The organism is Paenibacillus segetis (assembly GCF_014639155.1).
GTDB classification, from domain to species: Bacteria; Bacillota; Bacilli; order Paenibacillales; family Paenibacillaceae; genus Fontibacillus; species Fontibacillus segetis.
This window is the reverse complement of the sequence record NZ_BMFT01000001.1, coordinates 3043617-3055606: the sequence shown is the minus strand read 5'-3', so window position 1 is coordinate 3055606 and position 11990 is coordinate 3043617. Positions and strand designations below refer to the sequence as shown.

General features: G+C 49.7%; 9 protein-coding genes. 8 read left to right on the top strand and 1 reads right to left on the bottom strand.

Annotated elements, in window-relative coordinates; genetic code table 11:
* Window positions 1-83: 83 nt before the first annotated feature.
* Window positions 84-2276, bottom strand: a complete 2193-nt coding sequence (locus tag IEW05_RS14470; protein ID WP_188539910.1) for an alpha-galactosidase — start codon at window positions 2274-2276, stop codon at window positions 84-86.
* A 158-nt stretch (window positions 2277-2434) separates the two neighbouring features.
* Here IEW05_RS14470 and IEW05_RS14465 point away from each other — a divergent pair, with 158 nt between their 5' ends.
* The 8 genes from IEW05_RS14465 to IEW05_RS14430 all read left to right on the top strand — a co-directional run bounded on the left by IEW05_RS14465 (window position 2435) and on the right by IEW05_RS14430 (window position 11982).
* Complete coding sequence (locus IEW05_RS14465; RefSeq protein WP_188539908.1) at window positions 2435-3301, top strand: helix-turn-helix domain-containing protein; 867 nt, start codon at window positions 2435-2437, stop codon at window positions 3299-3301.
* 15 nt (window positions 3302-3316) lie between these two features.
* Window positions 3317-4357 (top strand): Gfo/Idh/MocA family protein, encoded by a 1041-nt coding sequence (locus IEW05_RS14460; protein WP_229753379.1) that lies wholly within the window; start codon window positions 3317-3319, stop codon window positions 4355-4357.
* The gene (locus IEW05_RS14455) at window positions 4354-5349 is read left to right on the top strand and encodes a Gfo/Idh/MocA family protein (RefSeq protein ID WP_188539906.1); all 996 of its coding nucleotides are present in this window, start codon (window positions 4354-4356) and stop codon (window positions 5347-5349) included. The genes IEW05_RS14460 and IEW05_RS14455 overlap by 4 nt, the downstream gene beginning before the upstream one ends.
* 241 nt (window positions 5350-5590) lie before the next feature.
* A complete protein-coding gene (locus IEW05_RS14450) occupies window positions 5591-6034 on the top strand; it encodes a copper amine oxidase N-terminal domain-containing protein (RefSeq protein WP_188539904.1) in 444 nt (147 codons plus the stop codon).
* Between the two features lie 128 nt (window positions 6035-6162).
* Window positions 6163-6531, top strand: a complete 369-nt coding sequence (locus IEW05_RS14445; RefSeq protein WP_188539902.1) for a hypothetical protein — start codon at window positions 6163-6165, stop codon at window positions 6529-6531.
* A 174-nt stretch (window positions 6532-6705) separates the two neighbouring features.
* On the top strand, window positions 6706-8409 hold the full coding sequence (locus IEW05_RS14440; RefSeq protein ID WP_188539900.1) for a TerB N-terminal domain-containing protein: 1704 nt from the start codon (window positions 6706-6708) through the stop codon (window positions 8407-8409).
* A 31-nt stretch (window positions 8410-8440) separates the two neighbouring features.
* Entirely contained in the window at window positions 8441-9781 is a 1341-nt protein-coding gene (locus IEW05_RS14435) for an ATP-binding protein (protein ID WP_188539898.1), read from the top strand.
* Window positions 9778-11982: a DEAD/DEAH box helicase gene (locus IEW05_RS14430; protein WP_188539896.1), complete on the top strand. Its 2205-nt coding sequence runs from the start codon at window positions 9778-9780 to the stop codon at window positions 11980-11982. Before IEW05_RS14435 ends, IEW05_RS14430 begins: the two co-directional genes overlap by 4 nt.
* Window positions 11983-11990 lie beyond the last annotated feature (8 nt).

Genomic DNA, 11990 nt, shown 5'->3' with positions numbered 1-11990 from the left:
TATTTTTCAAAAATAAGAACGCCCGCATCCCTAATAAGGTGCGGGCGTTCATTAGCCCTTTGCCAATGGACAAATGGTCTTAACTAGTCTTCGACTTTTGAGAACTTCCAGAACAGGCTAGCGAAATCGCCTCTTAACTGCGGTAGGCTGAGTCCAACATTCATCAGCTCATCGCCTCCGAAGACAGCGCCAGTCTCTTCGTGCTTATAAAGGGCATCTGGGTCAAGACCCTTGCATTTTATATTGTGGAATGCATCATTTGGCTGGGAGAGTATACGGAAGTATCCCAGGATCGCTTCGGATCTATCAGGTGCAACGAACATCCATGCCGCATCATTCCGCTCAAATGGATTGAGGATACGGTAGAAATCACCGAATTGGATCAACGGCCGGATCTGTTTATAGTCTGCTACTTGTTTCCGTACGATCTCTTTTTCAGCATCAGTCAGCTTGGTCAGGTCCAGCTCATAGCCAAGGTTCCCTGACATGGCGGCATGACCTCGAATATCGAGGGATGTTATACGCTCTACCTGATGGTTTGGAACGGTAGATACGTGCGCTCCCATCGAGCTGACTGGATAGAGAAGGCTTGTTCCGTACTGAATCTTCAGACGGCAAACGGCATCTGTGTTATCGCTTGTCCAGGTTTGCGGCATGTAATAAAGCATGCCTGGATCAAAGCGGCCACCGCCGCCGGAGCAGCTTTCGAATAGAGTATCTGGGAATCTGGATGTGATTTCTTCCATCACACGGTATAGCCCCAGCATATATCGATGGGCGGTTTCGCGCTGTCTTTCCGGAGGAAGAACGGCTGAACCGATTTCGGTCATATGGCGGTTCATATCCCATTTTACGTAGCTGATCGGCGCACTTGCAAGAATATCCGAAACGGATTGAATGATATAATCGCACACATCCTCACGTGACAGATCCAGCACAAGTTGATTACGGCTTGTTGTGGAAGGTCGATTCGGCACATGCAGACACCAATCCGGATGCTCGCGGAACAATTCGCTGTTCTCGGATATCATTTCAGGCTCAAACCAGAGACCGAATTTCATGCCCATGGCGTTCACGCGCTCGGCAAGATCCTTCAGCCCATTAGGAAGCTTACGGGTGTCAACGGTCCAATCACCTAGTGATGTGTTGTCGTCATCTCTCTTGCCGAACCAGCCATCATCAAGAACAAACAGTTCGATGCCGAGCTCGCTACCTGTTTTCGCGATCTGCTCGATTTTGTCCGCGTTAAAATCAAAGTAAGTGGCTTCCCAGTTGTTGATCAGAATCGGGCGTTCACGATCGCGGTAATTGCCGCGGCACAGACGGGTTCGGTATAGCTTGTTGTAAGTTAGAGACATGTCCCCAAGGCCGCGGGAAGAGTAGGTTAAGACCGCTTCCGGAGTCTGGAATTGTTCACCAGGCTCAAGCAGCCAGGAGAATCCGAATGGATTGATCCCAATAGATGCACGGCAGGTCTGGAACTGTTCTACTTCAACTTGAGCTGTGAAGTTACCACTGTACACAAGACTGAATGCGTATACTTCACCGTGATCTTCATCTGCTCCTTTACGGAGGAGGGCCATAAATGGATGCTGCTGCGCGCTGCTCGCACCTCGGCGGCTTTCAACTCCTTGTTGTCCTGGAACAAGCGGACGTTTTGATATATTCCGCTCATTAATATGGGCGCCGTAAAGCGTTATCAGGTCAAACTCACTGTCATGAAAGTCTATGCTAGCGCTGAGTGCGCGCAGAAGCTTCACCGGCTCATTTCCTGCATTATGAAAACGCACGGAGCGTGTAATGACATCAAAGTTACGGAATACGGTGTAGATAAGCGTGGCGGATAACCCGATGGTAGAATCTTCAAGCATAATCTCAAGCGTCATCGCTTCCTCATCCTGCTCTGTGTAGGTCGCGGGTAGACCCTCTAGTGTGGGCTTACCTTGGAAAATTCGGTGGCTCTTATAGCGGAAATCAGAAATGGAAGAGCCGTTACCCAGTTCCACCTGGTAAGCGGGTGTTCTGAAATCGCCGTTGCCATATGCCGGATACTCATGAGGCAGCGCGTCAAGTGAGAAAGCCCGGTCTGCAGGTTCTACGCTTGGGGAGAACCCGCGGTCTGTAAAGAGAATCGGATTGCTTTGACGGTAGGTGCTGATTTTTTTGCCCCAATATAGATGAGCGATATAGCCGTGGCGTAGGACCTGCATGATATAACTGGTACCTGGCCCCTGCAGATGAAAGACCTGACGTTGTTCATCGAATTGAATGTTCATAGTTGCGCCTCCTAAAATGAGATAGATAAGGTTTAAAATTGATAATAAAAGCGTGCTAGGTTGTATGTTCACAACCCTTAATAACCATTACATGAATAAGGATAGGCACATTATTCATTTGGTACAAGAGTAAATAACACATCATGGAGGGTAAAATCTTGCTGCCATCAGAGTTGCGAACATCCGTCGGATTTCAATTTGTTACCCCCTTGCGAATGCTCATGCTGCAGGGAATCGGGTGGGAGATCAACAGCTCCGAGAACTATATATGGGATGGGAAAAGAAGGAAGGATGAGCACTGCCTTTTTCAATATACGGTTAGCGGTGGTGGAGAAATCGAAATACAGCGGGTCAAGTATTCACTGAAGCAGGGGGATGCCTTTATTGTCGATATTCCGGGAGACCATTGCTACCGACTGCCACCGTCATCTCCAAAGTGGGAAGTACTGTATGTGGAATTGTCCAAGGAGGCACTACCTTTCCTCAGACAGGCTATGGCCTTGTCAGGTCCGGTATTCGAGCTGCCTGATTCTTCTCCCGTGGTAGAGCTGGCATGGGACATTTACGATAAAGCCATTCATAACAAAATTCAGGACACGTATGAAAACTCCACGCTAGCTTATATATGGCTGATGGAATTGACGAGACATGTATCCCAAAATCACGTCCAGCCCGTATCAATGAAGATTGAGCAGTGCAAACAGTTCATAGAGCAGCATTATATGGAGCCAATCGGCCTGGAGGATATGGCTGAGGTGGCGGGCCAGTCCAAATTTCATTTCAGCCGGGAATACGAACGGAGACTGGGTATTACGCCTGTACGTCACTTGACGGAGGTTCGGCTTGCCCATGCCGTTAAGCTTATGATGTCCACCGAATGCAATTTGGAGGAGATTGCACGAAAATCCGGTTTCTCAAACGCTAATTATTTTGGCAAGGTGTTCCGCAAGCATATGGGGGTGTCTCCCGGAATATTCCGCCAAAACAACACTTACGCCATCCAGCACGTGTTTCACCGGCCATAAATAAGCTCATTCGCTGTGTGTTTTAAACATAAAAAGAAAGATAATGGAGGGATTTCTATGAAGATAGCTATTATCGGCTGCGGAACCATGGGCATGATTTATGCTCATAACTTGGGGAAAATGCCGGGAGTTCAGGTATCCGGAGTTGTAGACTTAATTCAAGAGAGTGCCGATCAGGCCGCTGCAGTAAGTGGCGCTGCTTCGTATACGGATTGGGAGGAGATGCTGGAGAAGGAGCAACCGGAGACGGTGGCCGTGTGCTTACCGACGTACTTGCACAAGACATTTGTACTGAACCTCGCGCAGCGTGGGTTGCATGTGATTTGCGAAAAGCCTGCAGCACTCACACTGGAGGATGCCATAGAAATGGAAGCTGCTTGCAGCAAGCAGGGCGTCCGGCTGTTTATCGGCCACGTTGTCCGCTTCTTCCCGAACTATCGGAATGCGTTTGATCAGGTACGGTCCGGTAAAATCGGCGAGGCCAAAATGGCGCAATTCAAGCGTTACGGTTCCTATCCGCAAGGGGTGGATCTTTGGTACCATGACCGTGCCAAGAGCGGCGGGGTCATTATGGATCTGATGATTCATGACATCGATTTTGCCTGCTGGATATTCGGAGACGTGGAGTCCGTGTATGCTTCTGTCACGAAGCCATCTCTATCAGGGATGGAATATGCCCAGGTGACACTGAAATTTAGCAGTGGAGACATCGCCAATCTAACCGGCTTCTGGGGATACCCGGGACCGTTCACTACACAGTTTGAAATATCCGGTAACGAGGGTATTATCCGTTTTGACAGCAACCAGGTGCAATCACTCGATCTGAAGGTACTGTCCGGCGTAAACGGACAGATAGATGCCGTGCAGGTACCGACCAGTCCGACGCTGCATGATCCTTATTACGATGAAGTGAAACATTTTATTGAATGCATTCGTGAGGGCAACGAGCCGATTGTCAGCGTAGCTGATGCCTGCCGAGCCGTTGAAATCGCTCTGGCTTGTAATCGTTCGGCTCAGATAGGATTACCCGTCTGTATGGGAGGGATTTCGTCATGAGTAAGATTAAAGTAGGCTTTATTAGTTTTGCCCATATGCATGCCGCCAGCTATCTGAATGCTATGCTCCAGAGAAGTGACGTGGAAGTGATCGGTATCGCTGATGAGAATTCCGAGCTTGTTGCTCCATTCACCACACATCAGGGGATTCCATACTATGCAGATTATAACATGCTGCTTGCGGGGGACGTCGATGCGGTTGTGATCTGCTCGGAAAATGCCAAGCATGCGGAGCTTACCCGCAAGGCAGCCGAAGCAGGGAAGCATGTGCTCTGCGAGAAGCCGCTTGGCTTGTCCGAAGAGGAAATGCTAGGTATGATCCAGGTGTGCAGGTCTCAAGGGGTTCAGCTGATGACAGCTTTCCCATGCCGTTTCCTGACGGCGGTCCGCCAGGCAAAGCAGGCGATCGATGACGGTCAAATCGGAGATATTGTAGCCATGAAGGGTACGAATCGCGGGACGATGCCCGAAGGATGGTTCCTTAAGAAGGAGCATTCCGGCGGCGGGGCGGTTCTTGATCATACGGTCCATGTAATGGACCTCATGCACTGGTTTACGGGTAGTGTGGTTGAGGAAGTATACGCCCACGTCGAGACGTTGTTTCATGACACGGATATTGATGACGCAGGCATGGTGCATGTGAAGTTTGCGAACGGTGTGTTTGCCGTGCTCGATCCGAGCTGGTCCCGTTCTTGCAGTTTCCCGACATGGGGCGATGTGACACTTGAGATCATTGGGACCAAGGGGACTCTCTCCATCGATGCCTTTGCGCAGAAAAATGACCTGTACAGTGATGCAGACCAAAAAGCCAACTGGAGCTATTGGGGAGACGATATGGATACCGGGCTGGTCAACAGCTTTGTGAATAGTATTATCGAAAGGAAGCCAGTTCTTGTTTCGGGCGAGGATGGTTATCTATCCGCCCGTGTAGGGCTTGCCGCTTATGAGTCGGCCCGAATTGGAAAACCGGTCAAACTGAAGCCGCAAGGCTAAGACTCAATCTCTTATATAGCGTAAAGAGGAACATCAGTGAAGCTACTACTTCCGATGTTCCTCTTTATTTCATCTTCAGGGCTTTCGCCCCTTACTTATCAAATGTATAATAATGGAATAAGCTCAGAGAACAAACACCCCCGCCTAAAGCTAAGAGCTATCTAAGGCTGGGGTGTTTCGTGAATACAAGGACATTCATAGGAAATCGGTGCAAGAAAATAAAATATTAGGAGTAAAAGAGATGAAAATGAAGTTTGCATTTCTTTTGTGTATGATTTTTATATTGGTTTGTTCCAATACATCTTACGCTGCTGCAAGTGTACATGTTGATGTAAATGGTAAAGACGTTACGGATCAATATAATCCCCTGATGGTAAAAGGAGTTGTTTTCGTTTCTTCTGACGCGTTTAATGCGACTCCCGAGCTTGGATTCGGTTATCTTTCAGGTACAATAGACAATCTCATTATCTACGAAAGCAATGAGAAAACGGCCTATTTTACGGTTGGAAATGAGAAAGTGGAGACGGTATCCAATACGATAGAAGCAAAGCATCCGCCGTTTATTAAAAACAAAATGACCTATGTTCCGCTTCGATTAGTCGCTGAAACGTTTGGCTACGTTGTAAACTGGGATCAAGAAACAAAAACGGTTCATATCATTGGAAAACAGGAAGAGACACCGTGAACGTAGAAACGTTATTGGGAATCGGCGAGAAAGGAATATAAGAGTGAAGTATACATGAAGCTAGTGTATTCTATCGTGTGGTCGACACCCGATAACATCAAGACTTCAAATTGAGATGAGGTATTGAGTTGAAAAAGATTCTTTTTATTTTCCTACTAATATCAGTGTGTTTAGCTGCTTGTCAATCAAGTGATAATGTTGGTCGAGAAATAGAGGGTAATTTAAGCAAGATCATTAATAACAAAGAAATTGCATTCTCTAGTAATCCAAATGATTATATTAAACAAAATCAGAATGAATACGAAAACATCATAAGTGAAGGTGACAAAGGGCTAGAATATTTAATTAAAGAGCTAAAAAGTAGTAAAGAAAATGGATTGAAAGAATGGATAATGGCAAAAGTGAGTACTGATATTTTAAAAACCAATAATCCAATAAAAGAATGGTCAACAGGGAAGGAATGGATTAACAAATATATAGAAAATGACCCAGCCTAAGATAGGAGCTATCTAGGGTTGGGTCGTTTTGTGAATACAAGTTTAGGTTCGAGAAGAAGTGTCCTTCGAATAACTGATGTTTTTTTGTTAAAATGACAATAAAATAGTGTTCATAAAGGCGAACAAACTTTCGCTTTGGTGATATAATGGAGTCGTGATGGAGGTCTATATACGATGAACGATAGAGAGGACAAACGCGACACACACATAGAGAACAACAAGCGGTGGACGGAACGGGATAGACAGTTTACATTTGCAGAAATTGAGCTGGGGGAACAGGAATTGCAGAAGGAATATTCTGTAAGCAGGGTCGTCATGCCGGCCAACTTGGAGAGGAATTTGGATTGGCGGCAGGATTTCCGATATGTCTCCCGGGAGCAACAGTTTGTGCAGAAAGCTCGGGAACTGGAGCGAGAAACCGTGGAATCGGCGGTCTTTGTCCCCTTCCAAACCTATTGGCCCACCTATGAACAAATGCAACCAGGTCAGCTGAGATGGTATCTGTACTGGCGTGAAGAGGTTCGTTCCGAAAGATACCCGGACACGGATCTATCCTATCTGTTTGTGTACCTGTACGAGCTGATCCATGGGATCGGCTGGAATGTACCGACGCAAGGGTATGCATTGATGGACCGGGTTTGGCAGGCGTATCGGCAGCGGTACCCGAAGCTAGACGTGTATGTACGGGAATGGCTGCATGATCTAGCGCTTGTATTCGAACTAGACATGCCTCTTACAGAACCACTTCAGAAACTTCCTCGCAACATGTCACCAGGGCTGAAGGAACTGGAATGGCGACGGAGATTCACGGCCGATCCGTTGGATCTATCTTGGGATATGCTGCTGCTACTTCTAGATTATGATGTGGAGAAGAGCCGGTTTTACATGGAACAAGGGCGAAAGGATCTCCGGGCTTATATACCGAAAGTGTTGGTATTGGTGGATGGTTATTTGGCAAAAACCAAAGGGACCAGGCTCATTGAGCGGTTTAAGCCGAGAGAGAAAAAGGTCAACAGATTTCTGTTCCGCAGCGCCATATATGATCACGAGATGTACGGACGGACGATTACGGTACCCACGTTGTCGATTAGTGATGATCTCCCTCTTCGCTCCTATTTGACACAGTTGGTTAGACTCACGGAGAACAAGCTGCGGGAGCTGATGGGTTTTAAAGGGAAACTACGAGGGATCAGCGTTGAGCCGGAGGTAGAGCAGCTTATTACTCGTTTCTTGCAAAAGGAATTTAAACAGCGGAAGGAAGAAGAGGCCAAGGCTCGTATCCCCGAGGTCAAGATCAATTCTGCCAAGCTACGTAAATTGCGGCAGGAATCTGACGAAGTGCGGGACATGCTGCTAATCGGGGAGCTTCCGACCCACAAACCCAAGGCCTCAGATGGGCCGCAGCAAGCGGAACTGGATTTTGAGCAGGGCTGGCAGGTTTTTGAGGAGCAGGATTTGATAGGCCGAGAACAGGAAGCTTCTAACGAGCTGATGAAAGAAGATCTCTTGAAGCTGGAGCAGCAGGAGTATAACGACATCTCTAGTGAACTTAGTAATCCCATACAGAACATGCTGGATGCAACCGGACAACACGTAGAAGTGCTCACAGATGATAGCGTGATGGAATCACGGAGTGAGTGGCAAGAGATATTTGTTAGATTATCCGAGGCTCACATGAACATGCTGTCTGCTTTGCTAGAGGGGCAGAGCGCGGCGATTCGTCACGGCATTGCCGAGCAAGCGGGTTCTATGTCTGAGCTGATGCTTGATGAAATAAATGAGTTATCCATGGAGTGGATCGGTGATTTGCTGATCGATGGAGATGAGATTCTAGAAGAGTACAAGACAGAGCTGCAACATATGCTTCAGGGCAGGTAAGCTGGTAAGAATGATCTAAGAGGTGATGACGATGAAACAGATGCAAATTCCGAAGCGGCTCACTACGGCATTGGTGAATTCTTTGACGGCAGGGGTGGTGCCGCGGGTCGGGCTTGAACATATCGCGGTTGGGCGCAAGCCTGAAGTGGCTTCGATTCTGCAGGATATGGAGAATATCGCTGAGGGTGGAGCGGCTTTTCGGTTGATTACCGGACGGTACGGAAGCGGCAAAAGCTTCTTGCTGCAGATGGTACGTAATTACGCGATGGACCGTGATTTTGTCGTGGCAGATGGAGATCTGTCACCTGAACGGCGACTGGTTGGGACGAAGGGGCAAGGATTAGCCACGTACCGTGAGCTCATGATGAATTTGTCGACCCGGACAAGACCAGACGGTGGGGCACTGGAGCCGATGCTGCAAAAATGGATTACCGTCCTCCAGCAGGAGCAGATGCAGGCCCGGGGCTTGCATCCCGGCGACCCTCAGTTGTATGAAGCGGTGGAGTTGCGTATTTATGACATCACAAATGAGATGCAGAGCATGGTACACGGCTTTGATTTTGCCAAGGTGCTGGCTGCGTACTGGTCTGGCTACAAGCTCGGAGATGACGACCGGAAAGCGGCGGCACTTCGCTGGTTGCGCGGTGAGTTTCCTACTAAGACGGAGGCGCGCAAGGAACTCGGTGTCGGCGTTATCATCGATGATGACAACTGGTACGACTACATGAAGCTGTGGGCAGAATTTGCGGTGAAGATCGGGTATAAGGGACTACTGCTTTTTATTGATGAAGGCGTGAATCTGTACAAAATAACGAACAGTATCTCGAGGCATAGCAACTACGAGAAGCTATTGACGATGTTCAATGACACAATGCAGGGAAAAGCTCAGTACCTGGGCATCTACCTTGGCGGTACGCCGCAGTTTGTAGAGGATGAGCGAAGAGGGCTGTTCAGTTATGACGCTTTGCGGTCAAGGCTGATGGACGGGCGATATAGCAGCGGTATGCGCCGAACATACACTTCGCCGATTCTGAAGCTGGACATGCTATCGCATGAGGAGATTCTGATATTGCTACAAAAGCTGCGGGATATACATGCTATGCATGCCGGTTATGAAGCGCGGATTACGGATGCGCAGATGATTGCTTTTATGCAGGCCGCGGTGGGCCGGCTTGGAGCCGAAGAATTACTGACAACCCGGGAGGTCGTGCGGGATTTTATGGATGTACTGCACATGCTGCACCAGCATACAGAGCTTATGTTTGAGGATTTGATGGGAGAGCGGGAACAGGAATATACAGCATCTGGCGCTCGCGCTAACAATGATACGAATGACGAACTGGACGACTTCTTGGCGGAGTTTGAATTATGAGCGGGAATGATGCTTTTTCCCGGCTAGCTCCGTTCATTCAGGAATATATTTACCGCAAACAATGGGACACCCTCCGTGAGGCCCAGGTCGAAGCTTGCCGTGTGCTGTTCGACACGCAGCATCATCTGCTGATCGCTTCGGGTACGGCGTCAGGGAAGACAGAGGCGGCTTTTTTTCCAGCGCTTACGGAACTGTATTACCGTCCTTCTGAATCTGTCGGCATTCTCTACATTGGACCGCTAAAGGCGCTGATCAATGACCAGTTCGAGCGGATTAGCGAGCTGCTGAAGGAGGGGGAGGTGCCTGTTTGGCACTGGCACGGCGATGTCTCTCAAGCAGAGAAAACCAAGCTCATGCAGCGTCCTCGTGGCGTTCTGCAGATTACTCCCGAATCGTTGGAGGGGCTGCTGATGAATCGACCCAATGCGATTCCGGCTTTGTTCCATGATCTGCGGTTCATCATGATCGACGAAGTGCATGCTTTTATGGGTGCGGATCGAGGGATTCAGGTGCTGAGTCAGCTAACACGGCTGGAACGGATGGCCTCTTGCAAGCCTCGGCGGATCGGACTGTCGGCGACGTTGAGCGATTACGATACAGCGGCGCGGTGGATTGGGGCTGGAACCCCGCAGCCAGTGGAAGTAGTTTCGCCGCAAGGCGGCCGGAAACTGAAGCTGTCGGTGGAGCATTTTTCGTTCCCTGACGCCCGAAATGAGCGGGAGGCCGAGCACTTAGAGCTGGCCAAACAGAACTATCACAACTTCATTTATGATCATACCCACCGAAAAAAAGCACTCGTCTTCACCAACAGCCGCTCAGACGCTGAACTAACCACGTTAGAGCTGCGCCGGATCGCCGCGAAACGCGAGGAACGCGACGTGTTCCACGTTCATCACGGTAGCATTTCCGCGATGCTGCGGGAGGAGACTGAGGCGGCGCTTCGCTCCGGCCCCGGGCCCGCAGTTGCTGCGGCGACGGTGACACTGGAGCTAGGCATCGATCTCGGCGAGCTGGAACGCGTCATTCAGCTAGGGGCGCCGTATAGCTGCTCCAGCTTCGTGCAGCGGCTTGGCCGCTCCGGTCGCCGGGGCGATGCAGCATCGGAGATGATGTTCCTCTGCCCGGAGGAAGAAGACGAAGAGGCTCAACTGCCAGCTCGGATGCCGTGGACGCTGCTGCGGGCGATCGCCGTCATCGAATTGTACATCCGCGAGCGTTGGGTGGAGCCGCTGGATCTGCGGCAAAAGCCAGTCGGGGTGCTCTACCACCAGACGATGAGCACCCTCAAAAGCATCGGCGAGGCGGAGCCCGCCGAACTGGCGCGGGCAGTGCTGACGTTACCGACTTTTAGTGGGATTGAAACGGACGAATATAAGGGAATGCTGCAGTATTTGCTGCAGACCGACCATATCCAACAGACCGATGAGGGCACGCTCATCATTGGTCTTGGTGGAGAAAAGGTGGTGAACAACTTCCGGTTCTACGCTGTGTTCAAAGATGATGAGGAACATGCGGTGTACAATGGTTCCGAAGAGATCGGCAGCATCACCACGGTGCCGCCGCCTGGCTACTGTTTTACGTTGGCAGGCAAACTGTGGAAGGTCGAGGAAGTGGATAGCAAGCATAAATCGGTGTACGTGAAGTCTTCGAGGGGCAAAGTGGACACCCTTTGGCTCGGAGCAGGTGGCGATGTTCATACTCGGGTGATGCAGAAAATGCGTCAGGTACTGGAGGAACACACACTGTATCCGTACCTAGCACCCGGTGCGGTGAACCGACTTGAACGCGCGCGCAGGCTTGCCCGGGAAAGCGGGCTACTACGCAGTACGGTGATTCCAGCGGGCGGAGATTCGCTGTTTATTCTGCCTTGGGCAGGAAGTAAGCAGTTCCGTACTTTGGAGCGTCTTTTGAAACATAATCTGTCCGAATCAATGGGCCTTCGTTCCATTGTCCCAATGGAGCCGTATTATATGGTCGTATCCGGGAAACCAGGTGCGGCGGAGCTACTGGCAGAAATTCAAGCGGAGCTATCCGCTACTCCAGATGCAGAAGCGCTGTTGGATGCTGAGGAGGCTCCATATCTGGGGAAGTATGACGAGTTCGTACCGTCAGCATTGGTGCGCCGGGCTTTTGCCGTGGATGGTCTGGATGTGCAAGGGTTGGCCGAGACGCTGCGCAAGCAAGCGGAAAGACAAGGGTAAGGATGCAT

What these genes read in the sequence shown, in the direction of transcription:
- IEW05_RS14470 (WP_188539910.1), bottom strand. Translation starts at nt 2,276, where the DNA reads ATGAACATTCAATTCGATGAACAACGTCAGGTCTTTCATCTGCAGGGG.
- IEW05_RS14430 (WP_188539896.1), top strand. Translation starts at nt 9,778, where the DNA reads ATGAGCGGGAATGATGCTTTTTCCCGGCTAGCTCCGTTCATTCAGGAA.
- IEW05_RS14435 (WP_188539898.1), top strand. Translation starts at nt 8,441, where the DNA reads ATGAAACAGATGCAAATTCCGAAGCGGCTCACTACGGCATTGGTGAAT.
- IEW05_RS14450 (WP_188539904.1), top strand. Translation starts at nt 5,591, where the DNA reads ATGAAAATGAAGTTTGCATTTCTTTTGTGTATGATTTTTATATTGGTT.
- IEW05_RS14455 (WP_188539906.1), top strand. Translation starts at nt 4,354, where the DNA reads ATGAGTAAGATTAAAGTAGGCTTTATTAGTTTTGCCCATATGCATGCC.
- IEW05_RS14440 (WP_188539900.1), top strand. Translation starts at nt 6,706, where the DNA reads ATGAACGATAGAGAGGACAAACGCGACACACACATAGAGAACAACAAG.